This window comes from Microbacterium sp. JZ101 (genome assembly GCF_053903175.1).
Map to the genome: position 1 here is coordinate 1,245,829 of NZ_CP096400.1, position 16,382 is coordinate 1,262,210.

14 protein-coding genes are annotated in these 16,382 nt (G+C 71.8%); 7 read left to right on the plus strand and 7 right to left on the minus strand.

Annotated elements, in window-relative coordinates:
• The first annotated feature begins 23 nt into the window (after nt 1-23).
• The gene (locus M1D56_RS05730; RefSeq protein WP_456284940.1) at nt 24-536 is read left to right on the plus strand and encodes a metallophosphoesterase family protein; all 513 of its coding nucleotides are present in this window, start codon (nt 24-26) and stop codon (nt 534-536) included.
• A 54-nt stretch (nt 537-590) separates the two neighbouring features.
• On the opposite strand, the gene pgi is transcribed toward M1D56_RS05730, so the two are convergent.
• Nucleotides 591-2,273, minus strand: a complete 1,683-nt coding sequence (pgi, locus tag M1D56_RS05735; protein ID WP_456284941.1) for a glucose-6-phosphate isomerase — start codon at nt 2,271-2,273, stop codon at nt 591-593.
• A 135-nt stretch (nt 2,274-2,408) separates the two neighbouring features.
• Here pgi and M1D56_RS05740 point away from each other — a divergent pair, with 135 nt between their 5' ends.
• Complete coding sequence (locus tag M1D56_RS05740; protein WP_456285213.1) at nt 2,409-2,867, plus strand: SRPBCC family protein; 459 nt, start codon at nt 2,409-2,411, stop codon at nt 2,865-2,867.
• Nucleotides 2,868-2,870: 3 nt separating this feature from the next.
• Here M1D56_RS05740 and M1D56_RS05745 read toward each other — a convergent pair whose 3' ends face one another.
• The 6 genes from M1D56_RS05745 to M1D56_RS05770 all read right to left on the minus strand — a co-directional run bounded on the left by M1D56_RS05745 (nt 2,871) and on the right by M1D56_RS05770 (nt 9,180).
• Entirely contained in the window at nt 2,871-4,229 is a 1,359-nt protein-coding gene (locus M1D56_RS05745) for an MFS transporter (RefSeq protein ID WP_456284942.1), read from the minus strand.
• Nucleotides 4,230-4,339: 110 nt separating this feature from the next.
• A complete protein-coding gene (locus M1D56_RS05750; RefSeq protein ID WP_456284943.1) occupies nt 4,340-4,753 on the minus strand; it encodes an ATP-binding protein in 414 nt (137 codons plus the stop codon).
• Nucleotides 4,743-5,075, minus strand: coding sequence for an STAS domain-containing protein (locus M1D56_RS05755; RefSeq protein WP_421075271.1), 333 nt, complete (start codon nt 5,073-5,075; stop codon nt 4,743-4,745). Before M1D56_RS05755 ends, M1D56_RS05750 begins: the two co-directional genes overlap by 11 nt.
• Nucleotides 5,072-7,018 carry a glycosyltransferase family 2 protein gene (locus tag M1D56_RS05760; protein ID WP_456284944.1) on the minus strand — a complete coding sequence of 649 codons (1,947 nt, stop codon included), beginning with the start codon at nt 7,016-7,018 and terminating at the stop codon, nt 5,072-5,074. Before M1D56_RS05760 ends, M1D56_RS05755 begins: the two co-directional genes overlap by 4 nt.
• 104 nt (nt 7,019-7,122) lie before the next feature.
• Nucleotides 7,123-8,349 carry an MFS transporter gene (locus M1D56_RS05765; RefSeq protein WP_421075273.1) on the minus strand — a complete coding sequence of 409 codons (1,227 nt, stop codon included), beginning with the start codon at nt 8,347-8,349 and terminating at the stop codon, nt 7,123-7,125.
• A 126-nt stretch (nt 8,350-8,475) separates the two neighbouring features.
• A complete protein-coding gene (locus tag M1D56_RS05770) occupies nt 8,476-9,180 on the minus strand; it encodes a FadR/GntR family transcriptional regulator (RefSeq protein ID WP_271173322.1) in 705 nt (234 codons plus the stop codon).
• Between the two features lie 105 nt (nt 9,181-9,285).
• On the opposite strand from M1D56_RS05770, the gene M1D56_RS05775 reads away from it, so the two are divergent.
• From M1D56_RS05775 to M1D56_RS05795, 5 genes are all read left to right on the plus strand, one after another.
• On the plus strand, nt 9,286-10,668 hold the full coding sequence (locus M1D56_RS05775) for a GntP family permease (protein ID WP_455968600.1): 1,383 nt from the start codon (nt 9,286-9,288) through the stop codon (nt 10,666-10,668).
• A 2-nt stretch (nt 10,669-10,670) separates the two neighbouring features.
• Nucleotides 10,671-11,438, plus strand: a complete 768-nt coding sequence (locus M1D56_RS05780) for an SDR family oxidoreductase (protein WP_421075274.1) — start codon at nt 10,671-10,673, stop codon at nt 11,436-11,438.
• Between the two features lie 17 nt (nt 11,439-11,455).
• Nucleotides 11,456-12,475, plus strand: a complete 1,020-nt coding sequence (locus tag M1D56_RS05785; RefSeq protein WP_421075275.1) for a zinc-binding dehydrogenase — start codon at nt 11,456-11,458, stop codon at nt 12,473-12,475.
• A 15-nt stretch (nt 12,476-12,490) separates the two neighbouring features.
• Nucleotides 12,491-14,014, plus strand: a complete 1,524-nt coding sequence (locus M1D56_RS05790; RefSeq protein ID WP_456284945.1) for a gluconokinase — start codon at nt 12,491-12,493, stop codon at nt 14,012-14,014.
• 110 nt (nt 14,015-14,124) lie between these two features.
• On the plus strand, nt 14,125-16,368 hold the full coding sequence (locus tag M1D56_RS05795) for an esterase-like activity of phytase family protein (RefSeq protein ID WP_456284946.1): 2,244 nt from the start codon (nt 14,125-14,127) through the stop codon (nt 16,366-16,368).
• The last annotated feature ends 14 nt before the right edge of the window (nt 16,369-16,382 follow it).

Here is a 16,382-nt window from a genome sequence, read left to right on the forward strand (position 1 = left end):
GGGCGGACCAAGGAGCGCGCTGGATGACGACGCGCCTGGTTCTGCTCGCCGACACCCATGTGCCTGCGCGCGCCCGGCGGCTGCCGGATGACGTGTGGCGCGCGATCGACGCCGCCGACGTGGTCGTGCACGCGGGCGACTGGGTCGACGTCGAGACGCTCGACGCTCTCGAGGCGCGCTCCCGGCGCCTCATCGGCGTGCACGGCAACAACGACGGGCCTGCGCTGCGTGCGCGTCTGCCCGTGCTCGCACGGGTGCGCATCGAGGGCATCGACCTCGCCGTGATCCACGAGACAGGGGCGGCCCGAGGGCGGGAGGAGCGTGTCGACGGTCTGCTGGCCGAGGATCGGCCCGACGTGCTCGTCTTCGGGCACAGCCACATCCCGTGGGACTCGACGACCCCCGCGGGCACCCGGCTGCTGAACCCGGGCTCGCCCACCGACCGTCGACGCCAGCCCGCGTGCACGCTCATGACGTGTTCCATCGACGGCGACGTGCTCCGCGACGTCGCGCTCGTGCCGGTCGTCCGCAGCTGACGACGCCGAACGGCCCGGCCGCGCGAACGCAGCCGGGCCGTCGGGGACCTCGCGTCAGCTCGAGCGGTGCGCGCGGTAGTACGCGAGCAGCGCCTTCGTCGACGGGTCCTGGGCCTCGAGCGCGGCCTCGTCGCCCTCGATGGCGGGCGCGATCTGGAGGGCGAGCTGCTTGCCGAGCTCGACGCCCCACTGGTCGAAGGAGTTGATGCCCCACACGACGCCCTGCGTGAAGACGATGTGCTCGTACAGCGCGATCAGCTGGCCGAGCACCGCCGGCGTGAGCGCGGGAGCGAAGATCGACGTCGTCGGGCGGTTGCCCGCGAACGTGCGCGCCGCGACGAGCGGACCCGTCGTGCCCTCGGCCTCCACCTCATCCGCGGTCTTGCCGAACGCGAGCGCCTTCGTCTGCGCGAGGAAGTTCGCGAGGAACAGCCCGTGCACGTCCCGGCCGCCGTCCTGGAGGGGGTATGCGGGGTTCGCGAACGCGATGAAGTCGGCGGGGATGAGCCGCGTGCCCTGGTGGATCAGCTGGTAGAACGCATGCTGGCCGTTCGTGCCCGGCTCGCCCCAGAACACCTCGCCCGTGTCGGTCGTCACGGGCGTGCCGTCCCAGCGCACCGACTTGCCGTTGGACTCCATGGTGAGCTGCTGGAGGTAGGCCGCGAAGCGGTGCAGCTGCTGCGCGTAGGGGAGCACCGCGTGCGACTGGGCGCCGAGGAAGTTCGTGTACCAGACGTTGAGGAGCCCCATGAGCACGGGCACGTTGCGCGCGAGCGGCGTCGTGCGCACGTGCTCGTCCACCGCGTGGAATCCCTCGAGCAGCTCGCGGAAGACCGCCGGTCCGAGCACGATCGCGAGCGACGTGCCGATCGCCGAGTCCACCGAGTAGCGGCCGCCGACCCAGTCCCAGAACCCGAAGGCGTTCTCGGGGTCGATGCCGAAGTCGGCGACCTTGTCGAGAGCCGTCGACACGGCGACGAAGTGGTGCGCGACGGCGTCGGTGCGCGCCGCGTCGTCGTCAGCGATCGCGCCCTTGCCGGCGAGCTGCGACCACAGCCAGTCGCGTGCGAGGCGCGCGTTCGTGAGCGTCTCGAGCGTCGTGAACGTCTTCGACGCGACGATGAAAAGGGTCGTCTCGGCATCGAGGTCGGCGACCTTCTGCGCGAGGTCCGTGGGGTCGATGTTCGAGATGAAGCGCGCCTCGATGCCCGCGTCCGCGTAGGGCTTGAGCGCCTCGTACACCATCACCGGCCCGAGGTCGGATCCGCCGATGCCGATGTTCACGACGTGCGTCACGCGCTTGCCGGTGACGCCCCGCCAGTCGCCGCCGCGCACGCGCTCCGCGAAGGCGGAGACCTTGGCCAGCACGGCGTGCACGTCGGCGTCGACATCCTGCCCGTCGACCGTGAGCGCGGGCGTCGCGCCGGCCGGGCGACGCAGCGCCGTGTGCAGGACCGCGCGGTCCTCGGTCGTGTTGATGTGCGTGCCCTCGAGCATCGCCGCGAAGCGCTCGGCGACGCCGGTCTGCTCGGCGAGTCGCACGAGCGAGGCGAGGATGTCGTCGGTCACGAGGTTCTTCGAGAGGTCCACGTGGAGGTCGGCGAGCGGAAGGCTGAGACGCTCGGCCCGATCGGGGTCGGCGGCGAACCAGCCGCGCAGGTCGGGGGAGAAGCTCGCGCGGTGCGCCTCGAGCTCCGCCCAGGCCAAGGTGGACGTGGGGTCGACGGGAGCGGTCATGCTGCAACCGTACCGAGTGCCGCCCTCACGCGCCCACCGGGCGTCATGTGAGGGCAGGCTCCGCGTGTCAAGCCCGTGCCGCGGTCAGGGGCTGCGTCTAGCGTGAGCACCAGGCACCGAGAGCCGGAGGCGACCATGTCGATCAACGTCCGCGAGATCCGCTGCACCCCCGAGGAGATCTTCCGCGTCCTCGGCGACGGATGGCTCTACCCGGTCTGGGTCGTGGGGGCGTCGCGCATGCGCGAGGTCGACGACGACTGGCCGCGCCCCGGCGCCGAGCTCCACCACTCGGTGGGCAGCTGGCCGCTGCTCCTCGACGACACGACCGAGTGCGTCGAATGGGATCCGCCGCGCCGGATGGTGCTGCAGGCGCGCGGATGGCCGATCGGCGAGGCGCGCGTGACGATCGAGGTCAAGCCGCGCGGCGCCGGATCGCTCGTGAGGATCTCGGAGACGGCCGTCGAGGGTCCCGGGTCGCTCGTTCCCCGGTTCCTCGTCGATCCGCCGCTGCATGCGCGCAACGCCGAGACGCTGCGGCGTCTGGCGTTCCTCGCCGAGGGACACGCGGCCCGCGACCGCGCGGCGGGCTCCTGAGCGTCAGTCCGTCGGCTCGCCCGATGCGACGCGCTCTCGCGGCATCGCGATCGCGGCCACGAGCATGAGCGCCGCCGTGACGGCGACGCCGACGAAGACCCAGGTGGAGGCCGCGACGATCGTGTCGTAGTCGTGCTCGCCCTCGCCTGCGGCGATGATGCCGTTCGCGACGGCGCCGAAGATCGCGACGCCGACGGCGGATCCCACCGAGCGGGAGAAGGCGTTGAGTCCCGTGACGACGCCGCGCTCGCCCCACCCGACCGACGCCTGCGCGGCGATCAGGGTCGGCGCGGCCGTCCAGCCGAGGCCGAAGCCGACGACGAACGCGGTGAGGGCGACGAGGAACGGGTTGGGCCAGGGCGCGACGGCCACGAGCCCGGCAGCACCCGCGAGCGAGATCGCCGCGCCGATCACGGTCGTCGTGCGGAAGCCCCAGCGCAGGTACAGGCGCCCCGAGTTCGACGCCGCGAGCGGCCATCCGAGCGTGAGCGCGGCCACCGCGAGCCCCGAGAGGAGCGGCACGGTGCCGATCGAGTTCTCGAGGTAGGTGGGCGCGAAGCTCGTGATGCCCGTCAGCAGCGCGCCGACCGCCAGCGCCACGAGGGTGGTCGTGAGGATGAGCCGGCGCCCGAGCAGCGACAGGTCGATGATCGGCTCGGCTGCGCGCCGCTCGACGATGGCGAACGCGACGAGCGCGGCCCCGGCGATCGAGAAGGCCGCGATGCTCTGCGGAGCCGTCCATGCCCAGGCGCTGCCGCCCTCGAGCACCGCGAGGATGAGCGCCGACATCCCGATGGTGAGGAGCACGGCTCCCGCGTAGTCGATGCGGTGGCGGCGCCGCTCGACCTGCTCGTGATATGCGCGCACGAGCATCCAGCCCGCGGCGATGCAGAGCGGGATGTTGATGAGGAAGATCCCGCGCCACGACGCGAACTGCGAGAAGAGCCCGCCGAGCGCGGGGCCGAGGACCGATGAGACCGCCCAGACGCTCGCGATGTAGCCCTGCACCTTCGCGCGCTCCTCGACCGTGTAGATGTCGCCGACGATGGTCATCGCCATGGGCGTCGCCGCGCCCGCGCCGAGACCCTGGACGAGGCGGAAGAGGATGAGCGACGTCATGCTCCAGGCCACGCCGCACAGAAGGGAGCCGAGGAGGAACAGCCCGATGCCGATGAGGATGATCGGCTTGCGCCCGATCGTGTCCGAGAGCTTCGAGTAGATCGGGACGCTCACGGCCTGCGCGAGCAGGTAGACCGAGAACAGCCAGGGGAACTGATCGAACTGCCCGAGATCGGCCACGACGCTCGGGACGGCCGTCGCGAGGATGGTCGCGTCGATCGCGATGAGCCCGGTCGCCAGCATGAGAGCCCCGAGCACAGGCCCGCGCTCGGATCGAAGGCCGACGGTCCTGCTGCGACTGCTCGTGGTGCTCACCTCACAACCAAGTCGCGGGGCGCCCCGGGCATTCCCGTTCAGGCGAGACGACGGACGAGGGTCCAGACGTTCCCGTGGTCGACACGGTGATCGAGCACGTCGAGCGCGTCTCGGGCGAGCGCGAGACCGCGCCCCGATTCGGCTTCCGGGTCGGGCATCGACACGTCCGCCCACGCGATGTCGACCGGCCACGCGGTGTCGCGGATGATCGCCGTGAGCGCGGTCCGCCCCACCTCCAGGTCGGCCGTGACACGGACCTCCGTGTCGTCGGGGGAGTGCGTCACGACGTTGGTCGCGATCTCGGACACCGCGAGCCCGAAGAGCATCCGGTCCGCGTCGGCGACGACGGCCCGGGACCAGATGCTCTCCAGCGCGTCCAGCACGGCGTCGACGAAGGCGATCTCCGCGCGTCCCTCGACACGTGCACGCAGGACGGGCTCGTCACCGTCCATCGAACGCGGTCTCCGGCGACGCGTGCTCGCGCAGCACGCGATCGAGGTTCGTCAGGCGCATCACCGTCCGCACGGCATCCGGGACGGCGGCGATGCGCAGGTCCCCGCCAGCCACGCGCGCGGCCTTGAGGCCGCCGATGAGGGCGCCGAGGCCCGACGAGTCCACGAACTCGGTGCCGCCGAGGTCCACGACGATCCGCGTGCGGCCGGCCTCGACGAGATCCTTCACCGCGTCGCGCAGGCGCGGTGCGCCCGAGGCGGTCAGGCGTCCGTCGATCGTGATGACGGAGAACCCGTCGCGGTGAGTGCTCGTGAGGTTCATGCGGTTGCCTCTCCGTCGGCGGCCGCCGGCCCTCGATAGAGGGCGGCCTGGATGATCACGCTGAGGACGACGATGTCGTAGGCGACCCAGAGGGTGTTCACGAGGGTCCCCGTGCCGTCCGCCGTTCCGACCGCGACGCGGACGACGCCGATCGCGAGCGACGCGACGAGCACCGCCATCGCGGTGAGCTGCGGCCAGATCTCGCGCCAGGGCACTCCTCCGGGTGCTCGCCCGTCCTTCCTGGTCACCGCGAAGCCGAGGGGGCGGCCCAGCACCACATTGGCGAAGGCCGTCCAGCACGCCCGGATCCAGACCGGGAAGAGCGCGAGCGAGTACTGCTGCCCGCGCCACGTGCGCACGCCCTTGGCGACGACGAGGAAGAGCAGCTGGTTCACCGCGAAGGCGGGGAGGAAGCGCGCGAAGAAGTCCACGGACCACGCTGTGACCGGCATGACGCCGAAGACGAGGTAGAACACGGGAGCGGCGAGGTACACGGTCGCGGCGAAGCCCGACAGGTACGTCCACATCGTCGCGAAGTACATGAGCCGCTGGCCGGCGGAGAGCCCGCGCTTCACGAGCGGGTTGTCGCGCAGCATGACCTGCAGCGTGCCCTGCGCCCACCGCAGGCGCTGCGTGAGCATCGTGCGGAGATCCTCCGGGGCGAGTCCGCGGGCGAGGATCTCGTGGTGGTAGACGCTGCGCCACCCGAGGGCGTGCAGCTGCATCGCGGTGGCCATGTCCTCGGTGACCGAGATCGTCGCGAGCGGCAGGAGCGGCTGGGCCTCACCCGGCCGGTCCACGCGCAGCGCGTCGAGCAGCGATCGGACGGCCTCGATCGCGCCGAGCGGGGAGAGGTCGCGGGTCGCCAGCTCGTCGAGCGCGACCTCGTCGACGACCATGACGTCGAGCTGCGCGTCGTGCGCGATGGGCAGCTCGCCGATCTCCTCGAGGTCGGCGCGGATGGCGGCGAGGTCGTTCTCGACGAGACGCCGCCCTGCGTCGTCGACCAGCGCACGCACGCGGTACGTCGTCTCGGCCACCGGCTCGCCCGCGGCGATCTCGACGCGCGCGGCGGCGACCTCGGCGCGCAGGGCCATCAGCTCCTCGCGGAGCGCTCCGTCGGCGCGCTTCGCCTCGCGCGCGAGCAGCGACTCCGACGCGCGGAGCGCGCGCTGCGTCGATTCGGCGAGGTCGCGCACGTAGCCGACGATGCCGAGCTGCATGAGTGCCTCGCGGCGCAGCACCGCGTTCGACCCGCAGAAGAACGCGGCGTTCCAGCCGTCCTTGCCCTGCTGGATCGGGCCGTAGAACAGCGGCGCCTGGCTCCCGAGCGGGTCGGCCTCGTCGACGTTCGAGAACCACTGCGGCGTCTGGACGAGCGCGACCTGCGGGTCGTCGGCGAAGTAGCCGAGCGTGCGGTGGAGGATCAGGGGATCCGGCACCTGGTCGGCGTCGAGGATGAGCAGGAACTCGCCGTCGGTCTGGAACAGGGCGTTGTTGAGGTTCCCCGCCTTGGCGTGGCGCGGTTTGCCGTCCCAGTCGTCCGAGCGCCGGATGTAGCCGATCCCGGCCTCGGCGGCGGCGAGCTCGAGATCCGCGCGTGCACCGTCGTCGAGGATCCAGGTCGAGTGCGGATAGGCGATCCGCTTCGCGGCCAGTGCGGTGCCCATCACGAGGTCGAGCGGCTCGTCGTACGTCGTGATGAGCACGTCGACCGTGCCCTGCGGCTCCGAGCGCGGGCCGGGGCGGTCTCGTGCGCGCCACATCGTGAGGCAGAAGAGGATCGTGTCGATGAGGCTGTACGTCTCCGCGAGCACGAGCGGCACGGCGATCCACCACGCCGACCAGTTGACGGACTCGAGCCAGCGCCAGGCGACGTAGTTCACGCCGAGGATCACCGACAGGACGGCGAGGATGCGGATCGCTGCGAAGCGCGCGCTCATGTGCGGACCATCCCGTCGTCGCTCGTGCCCATCCGCGCCATCCTATGGCCGCGGTGGATCCGAGCGGTCGGCGTTGACATCCGCCCTGCCGGCCGGTACGCCGATCAGGCGCGTGGGCGCGACAGGACGGCGTTCGCGACCGCCGCGATGAGGACGAGGGCGGCCGCCGCGATCGGCAGCAGGAGCGCAGCCGACGTGCCGAACCTCTCGGACACGGACCCGGTGAGGGCCGAGGCCATCGCCTGCCCGACGACGACGGCCGAGCCGACCATCGTCATGACCGTGGCAGAGCGGCCCTCGGGGCTGCGGGCCGCGGCGAGGCTGTACTGCGTCACGAGGGTCGGCCCGATGCCGATGCCGATGACCGCGAGCGAGCACGCCATGGCCGCAGGGCTGGCGGCGAGCAGGAGCGAGAGGGAGCCCGCGAGGAGCACCGAGGCGAACGCGATCCATCGTGCGGCGAGCGAGAACCGGGCCGGAAGATATGCGATGCCGAGCGCGAACAGGGCCGAGCCGATGCCCATCACGCCGTACATGAGCCCCGCCTCGTCGGCGCGGCCCCGGTCGGCCATGAACGAGGTCAGGGAGGTGAGCATCGAGCCGAAGAAGAGGCCCACGCCGAGCGTGCCTCCCACGACCACGAGGACGCGCGGCCGGAAGAGATCGCGCACGTCGGAGGAGGGTGCCGCTCCGTCCTCGCGACCGGGCGCGACCAGGCGTCCCGTGGGATGCAGTGCGAAGGCGCCGACGAAGACCGCGGTCAGCACGGCGGCGCCGACGAGCGGCGCCCACGGCGCGATCGCCGCAGCGAGCAGGCCCACGATGAAGGGGCCGATCACGAAGACGGTCTCGTCGGCCGCGGACTCGTACGCCATCGTCGACGAGAGGGTGCGCGGTGCGCGCTCGGGGGCGACCCGGCGTCGGATGAGGGTCACGAGCCGGGCGCGCGAGAGCGGCGCGACCTGGGGAGCCGTCGCGCCGATCCCGAAGGCCGCCGCGAGCACGAGTCCGTCGGGGGTGTCGCCGTAGACGACCGCGGCGAACAGCGCGAGCGCCACCGCGTTCGCCGACGCGAGCACGAGGAGCACGCGGCGCTGCCCGAACGCATCGGCGGCGGCGCCGAGCAGCGCGCCGAAGCACGCCGTGCCGAGGCCGACGGCGGCGGACGTGAGCCCGCCGAGCGCGAGCGAGCCCCGGACGGACACGACCGCCGTGAGTACGCCGACCACCATCATGGCGAACGGCAGCCGCGCCACGAGCGCGATGAGGAAGTAGGGGAGTCCTGCGATGCGCAGCAGGCTGCGGCTCTCTCGGACGTCGCTGATCGTCATGGGCACCTCCGGTTCGCGGGGTTCGGGTGCCGCCGCTGTCCGCCGGAGTCTCCGGCGGCCGGTAGATGCACTGCTCTCGGACGACGAGCGTCCGACAGAGGAGACTCTACCGAGCCGACCTCGGCGTCAGCTGACCACGTCGTCGGAGGCGATCTCGCTCCACACCGTCATCATGTGCGACCGCGAGTGCCGTTCGGCGGCGTCCCGGTCGCCCTCGGCGATCGCGCGGGCGGTGAGCAGATGATCCTCGAGCGTGCCCTCGGCGGGGATGCCCGGAGTGAGGCCGAGCTTCGCGCGTCCGCTCAGGACCTCGTGGACGGGCGTCTCGAGCGCCGTGAGGAGCGGGTTCCCGGAGGCCGCGAGGAGCGTGCCGTGGAAGGCGAGGTCGGCTGCGAGGTACTCCTCCGAGTCGCCCTTGCCGGTCTGCCCGAGCGTGTTGAGCCGCTCGGCGAGCCGCAGGAGCTCGGCGCGCTGAGCCGAGGTCGCCCGGGCGGCGGCGAGGCGCGCGGCCATGGGCTCGACCGTGACGCGCAGCTCCATGAGGGCCTCGAGCTGCTGCTGGCGGAAGCGGCCGCGCAGGTTCCACTGGATGAGGTGCGGATCGAAGGCGTCCCACTGCTCGCGGGGGAGGACCGTGATGCCGACCTTGCGGCGGGACGCGACCATGCGGATGCTCTCGAGCACGCGCACCGCCTCGCGGACGACCGTGCGGGAGGCGCCGTAGTCGCGCTCCAGCTGGGCGAGCGTGAAGACGGCTCCCGGCTGGGGGTCGCCCGACGCGATCCGGCTCCCGAGATCGTCGAGCACATCGCCGTGGACTCCGATGGCCATGTCGCTCCCTTGCTCGCGGTTACGTAGTATCTTATCGGTTGTTTAAGTAGTACCTTTGATGCACGGCACGCGACAGTGCGCGCCCTCGATTTCAATGGAGAAACCATGGAAGACTGGACCCAGACGATGGGCACCGGGCCTCTGCTCGGCATCGCGGCCGTCGCCGTCGCGCTCATCCTCTTCCTCGTGATCAAGGTGAGGCTGCACGCCTTCCTCGTCCTCATCGTCGTCTCGCTGCTCACCGCGATCGCGACCGGCCTGCCGCTGAACGCGCTCGTCAACGAGGTGCTCGTGTCGAGCTTCGGCGGGACGCTCGGCTCCGTCGCCCTGCTCATCGGGCTCGGCGCGATCATCGGCCGCCTCATCGAGTCGTCGGGCGGAGCCCGCGTCATCGCGGAGAAGATGGTCGCCATCTTCGGCGAGAAGCGCGCCGCCTTCGCACTCGGCCTCACCTCGCTCATCCTCGGCTTCCCGATCTTCTTCGACGCGGGCCTCATCGTCATGCTGCCGATCATCTTCGCGGTCGCGCGCCGCATCGGCGGCCGGAACCTCCTGCTCTACGGCTTCAGCGGAGCCGCGGCCTTCTCGGTCATGCACGTCTTCCTGCCCCCGCACCCGGGGCCTGTCGCCGCATCGGACTTCTTCGGCGCGAACCTCGGCGTCGTCATGCTGCTCGGCCTCGTCATCGCGTTCCCGGCCTGGTACCTCTCGGGCTACCTGTGGGGCAAGTTCGTCAACTCGCGCTACCCGATGATCGTGCCCGATCTCTTCGGCGCGCAGGACGACGACCAGCCGGCCAACCCGCCGAAGGCGAGCACGGTCATCATGATCCTCCTGCTCCCGCTCGTGCTCATCTTCCTCAACACCGGCCTCAGCACCCTGTCGACCGCGGGCGTCGTCGACGGCGACGCCGTGTGGGTCCAGGCGCTCATCCTCATCGGCACGTCGCCGGTCGCCCTCCTCATCACGGCGCTCGTCGCCCTGCTCGTCCTCGGCAAGTTCCGCGGCGAGAACGGGTCGGCGCTCGAGAAGCTCGTCGAGGGCACGCTCGGCACTGTGGCTTCGGTGATCCTCATCACGGGCGCCGGCGGCATGTTCGGCGGCGTCCTGCGCGCATCCGGCATCGGCGACGCCCTCTCCGGCACCCTCGCCGACCTCGGCATGCCCGTGATCTTCGCCGCGTACGTCATCGCCGTCGCGCTGCGCGTCGCGCAGGGCTCGGCGACGGTCGCCCTCGTCACGACCGCGGGCCTTCTCGCGCCGGCCGTCACATCGGGCGGCTACAGCGTCATCGACACGGCCGCCATCACGCTCGCCGCGGCGGCGGGCTCGGTGTTCGCCAGCCACGTGAACGACTCGGGCTTCTGGCTGGTCGGCCGGCTCATGGGCATGGACGTCAAGACCACCCTCAAGACCTGGACCGTGCAGCAGGCGATCGAGTCGGTCGTCGGCTTCGCGATCGTGCTCATCGTCTTCGCGATCTTCTGAGCATGGCGGGGATCTTCGACATCACGGGCCGGCTCGCGCTCGTCACCGGCTCCTCTCGCGGTCTCGGCGCGTCTCTCGCCCTCGCGCTCGCGGAGGCGGGGGCCGAGGTCGTCCTGCACGGACGCGACGCCGCGGCGCTCGCGTCCGCGCAGGACGCGATCGCCGAGGCGACCGGCCGCCGACCGCACGCGGCGACGTTCGACGTCACCGACGCCGAGGCCGTCGAGCGCGGCGTGGCCGACATCGTCGCCGCGCACGGCGTTCCCGACATCCTCGTGAACAACGCGGGCGTGCAGCGGCGCGCTCCGTTCACCGAGTTCGCGGTCGCAGACTGGGATGCCGTCGTGAGCGCGAACCTCTCGAGCGTGTTCTACGTGTCGCGGTTCGTCACTCCGGGGATGGCCGAGCGCCGCTCCGGCAAGGTGATCAACATCGGATCGGTCCAGTCGCAGCTGGCACGGCAGACGATCGCGCCGTACTCGGCGTCGAAGGGCGGCGTCGCGATGCTCACGAAGGGGATGGCCGCCGACCTCGCACGCTACGACGTGCAGGTCAACGCGATCTCGCCCGGGTACTTCGCGACCGAGATGAACCGGGCCCTCGTCGAGGACGAGGCGTTCAACTCCTGGCTCGTGAACCGGACGCCCGCGCAGCGCTGGGGGGACTTCCGCGAGCTGTGGGGCACGCTGCTCTACCTCGCGTCCGATGCGTCGAGCTTCGTCTCGGGGCAGAACATCTTCGTCGACGGCGGCATGACCGCCGTCGTGTGAGCGAGAGGGAGAAGAGCATGCGCGCCGCATTCATCGACGGCAAGGAGCGGATCGAGGTCCGCGAGGCCCCGACGCCCGAGCCGGGGGAGGGCGAGGTGCGGATCCGCGTCGACAGCGTCGGCATCTGCGGCTCCGACCTGCACTACTACTTCGAGGGCGCGAACGGCGAGTACGTGGTGCGGGAGCCCCTCGTCCCGGGGCACGAGCTGTCGGGACGGGTCGATCTCGACCCGTCGGGCCGGCTCGCCCCCGGGACGCCGGTGACGGTCCATCCCGCGCGCTTCGGGACCCCGGAGCGCGGCATCGAGGACGACCCGCACCTGTGGCCGGGCGGGTCGTACCTCGGCAGCGCGTCGACGTGGCCGCACACCCAGGGCGGCATGAGCGAGCAGCTCGTCGTGCGGGCCGACATGATCCGCGTCCTGCCCGACGCGCTGCCCGTTCGTCGCGCCGTGCTCGCCGAGCCGCTGGGCGTCGCGCTGCATGCCGCCACCCGGGCCGGCGACCTCGCCGGCGCCCGGGTGCTCGTGTCGGGCGCCGGGCCGATCGGCCTGCTCGCGGTCGCCGCGGCCCGCGCACGGGGTGCCGCGCACATCACCGTCAGCGACGTGCTCGAGGCACCGCTCGCGCGGGCCGAGGAACTCGGGGCCGACGCGCTCGTTCGCGTGGGCACCGAGGAGCTCCCGCAGAGCGCGTTCGACGTCGTCTTCGAGTGCTCGGGGGCGCCCGTCGCGATCTCGTCGGCCGGCACGGCGGTGCGCCGCAAGGGCGTCGTCGTGCAGGTCGGGATGGTCCCGAACGAGCCGCGGCCGGTGAACCTCGCGCCGTACATCTCGAAGGAGGTGCACCTCGTGGGCACCTTCCGGTTCCATGACGAGATCGACGAGGCCGTCGCGCTGCTGGCGGCCGACCCCGGCATCGAGAGGGTCGTCACGCACGCGCTTCCGCTCGCCGAGGTCGCCGAGGCCTTCCGGATCGCGCGCGATGCGCAGGTTTCCGGCAAGGTGGTCGTGACGCTGCAGAGCGACGCTGGCTGACGAGGAGGTCGGAGCATGACGAACCCGCGCGACATCGTGATCGGCGTCGACATGGGGACGACCGCCACGAAGGCGGTCGCCTACACGGTCGACGGCGAGCTCGTCGCCTCGGCATCGCAGGGCTACCCGCTCGAGGAGCCGCATCCCGGTCACGCCGTGCAGGACCCCGAGCTCATCCTGGGCGCGGTCTACGCATCGGTGCGCGAAGTCGTCGCCGAGATCGGCGCGGAGCGCGTCGCGGGGCTGTCGTTCTCGTCGGCGATGCACTCGCTGCTGGCGCTCGACGCGCAGCTGCGGCCGATCACGCCCGTCGTCACGTGGGCCGACACGCGCGCGGCGGTGCAGGCGGAGCGGCTGCGCGCGTCCGCGAGCGGGCTCGCCCTCCATCGGCGCACGGGAACGCCCATCCACCCCATGTCGCCGCTCACCAAGCTCATCTGGTTCCGCGAGCAGGAGCCTCGGATCCGCCAGCAGGCGGCCATCTGGGCGGGGATCAAGGACTGGGTGCTGCTGCGGATGTGCGGTGCGCTCGTCATCGACCACTCGCTCGCGTCGTGCTCGGGGCTCATGGACATCCACCGCCTCGACTGGGACGAGGAGGCGCTCTCGCTCGCGGGCATCCGCGCCGAGCAGCTCCCCGAGCTCGTCCCGACGACCACGGTGCTCGACGCGCTCACGGAGGAGGGGGCGTCTGCCACGGGCCTCCCGCTCGCGACCCCCGTGGTCGTCGGCGCAGGAGACGGCCCCCTCGCCAATCTCGGCGTGGGAGCTGTGCGGCCCGGGGTCGCGGCCTGCTCGATCGGCACGAGCGGGGCGCTGCGCGTCGCCGTCCGCCGACCCGCGGTCGATCCGCGCGGTGGCGTCTTCTGCTACGCCCTCACGGAGGATCGCTGGGTCATCGGCGGGGCGATCAACAACGGCGGCGTGACCCTCGAGTGGGTGCGATCCGAGATCGCCGGCGGCCACGAGCTGTCCACGGCAGAGCTGCTCGACGCGGCGGCGACCGTGCCGGCCGGCTCGGGCGGCCTCATCATGCTGCCGTACCTCCTCAGCGAGCGCGCACCGCACTGGAGCAGCATCGCGCGCGGCGCCTACATCGGGCTCACCCGCGCACATCGCACGGAGCACCTCGTGCGCGCCGCGGTCGAGGGCGTCGCCCTGCAGCTCGCCCTCGTCCTGCAGTCGATGCGCGCGGCCGACCTCGAGGTCGAGGAGATCCGCGCGACGGGCGGCGTCATGAAGCACCCGCTGTGGCAGCAGACCCTCGCCGACGCGTTCGGCGTTCCGGTCGGCCTGCTCGAGGGGCAGGAGGGCTCCAGCTACGGCGCGGCCCTCCTCGGCATGCAGGCGCTCGGGCTCATCGAGTCGATCGACGTCGCGGCCGAGCGCCTGCCCGTGCACGAGACCATCCGCCCGCATCCCGGCGACGCCGCCGTCTACGGAGCGCTCCTGCCCGTCTTCGACGAGCTGTACGACGCCCTCCTGCCGACGTACACGCGGCTTCGGCGGCTCGCGCCCTCGCTTCCGATCGCGTTCTGAGGCGGATGGCCGGGGAGCGTCCCCGGGTGCTTCCGGCCGTTCACCTCGGCGTCGCCGCGCAGCCGCATGCGCGACACCGTCGTGCTCGCGCGGTTCGGTTCGCTGGCGGCATGAAGCGAATCCTCTCCCGGAGGCCCCAGCGCCTGGCCGCGGTCGCCGCGGCGGCCGCCGTGGCTGTCTCCCTCGTCCCCGCTCCGGCCCTGGCCGCGAACGAGAAGGGCGGCGCGCCCGTCGCAGAGCCCACGCTCGTCGCGCGCGCGACCCTCTCCGCCGACCACCTCGAGGAGGGGCCGCCGTCGGGCGCCCTCGCGACCCCCGCGAACGGCCGCACGGGCCCGTGGGAGGGCCAGGTCATCCCCGGGTTCTCCGCCATGATCGACAACGGCGACGGCACGTTCTGGGCTCAGCCCGACAACGGGTTCGGCTCCAAGGGGAACTCCGCCGACTTCCTCCTGCGCAGCTACCTCGTCCGTCCCGACTGGGAGACGGCGGAGGGCGGCTCCGGCGAGATCGCTGTCGAGCGGTTCATCTCGTACAACGACCGCGACAACCTCCTGGACTTCCCGATCGTGAACGAGGGCACGGAGGAGCGGCTGCTCACGGGCGCCGACTTCGACATCGAGTCGGTCGTGCGCGCGAAGGACGGCACGTTCTGGGTCGGCGAGGAGTTCGGGCCGTTCCTGCTCCACTTCGACGCGGAGGGCACGCTCCTCGAGAAGCCCTACGCGCTCGAGGGCGCGAAGTCGCCGCAGAACCCCTACCTCTCGGCCGGAGAGACGCCGCGCGTGCGCTCGAGCCGCGGCTTCGAGGCGCTCGCGATCTCGACGAACGGCCACTACCTGTACCCGGTGGTCGAGGGCGCGTACGCCGACGACGCCGACCAGCGTCGCCGGGAGATCCTGGAGTTCGACATCCGCGCCGGCGCGTACACCGGGCGCACCTGGAGCTACCAGGCCGACCAGGAGGCCAACGTCATCGGCGACGCCTTCGCCGTCCGCGGCGGCGATCTGCTGCTCGTCGAGCGCGACGACTTCGAGGGCGAGCAGGCCGTGACCAAGCGCGTGTACCGCGTCGCCCTGGACAGCGTGGACGACGACGGATACGTCGAGAAGACCCTCGCGCTCGACGCGCTGCGCATCGCGAACCCGAGCGGGATCGGCGCGGGCGACGGCTACGGGACGGGCGAGGTCTTCTCCCTCCCCGTCCAGTCGTTCGAGACGGTCGTGCAGCTGCGAGGCGGCGACCTTCTCATCGGGAACGACAACAACTACCCCGGCAACGACGCGCGCGTGCCGGGCACGCCGGACGACACCGAGTTCGCGGTCGTGTCGTTCGAGAAGACGCGGCCGCAGGTCTCGGCGGTCGACGTCATCGGCCACCGCGGCGCGAGCGGGTACCGTCCCGAGCACACGCTCGCGGCGTATGAGACGGCCATCCTGCAGTGCGCCGACTACATCGAGCCGGATGTCGTGTCGACGAAGGACGGCGTCCTCGTGGCCCGGCATGAGAACGAGATCGGCGGGACGACCGACGTCGCCGCCCATCCGGAGTTCGCCGATCGCCGGACGACGAAGGTCATCGACGGCGTGAGCGTGACGGGCTGGTTCACGGAGGACTTCACGCTCGCCGAGCTGCGCACGCTGCGCGCCAAGGAGCGCGTCCCGCACGTCCGCCCCGACAGCGCGGCCTACGACGGGCTGTACCTGATCCCCACCCTCGACGAGGTGATCGACCTCGCCCGCCACTCCACGACGTGCGACGGGGAGCCCGTCGGGATCGCGCCCGAGACGAAGCACCCCACCTACTTCGACGGGATCGGCCTCTCACTCGAGGAGCCGCTGGTCGCGGCGCTCGAGGCCGACGGGATGAATCGCGCGGACGCGCCCGTCGTCATCCAGAGCTTCGAGACCGGCAACCTGCGCGATCTCGACGCGATGACGGATGTCCGGATCGCTCAGCTCGCGAACTCGTCGGGCGCACCGTTCGACCTGCGCGCCGCGGGCGACCCGCGCACGTACGCCGACCTCGTCACGCCCGAGGGGCTCGCGGAGATCGCGACGTACGCCGACATCCTCGGCGCCGAGAAGTCGGTCGTGATCCCGCGCGCGGCCGACGGCACGCTCGCCGAGCCGACCGCGGTCGTCGCCGACGCGCACGCCGCCGGACTCGAGGTGCACGGGTGGACGTTCCGGCTCGAGAACCAGTTCCTGCCCGCCGAGTTCCGGTCGAGCGCCGACCCGAATGCGGCCGGCGATCTCGCCGGGGAGCTGCGCGCGTTCGTCGATGCCGGCCTCGACGGCGTCTTCAGCGACCATCCCGACGTCGCCGTCGCGGCCGTGGCCGACGCGCGCTGACCGGCTGGCGCCAT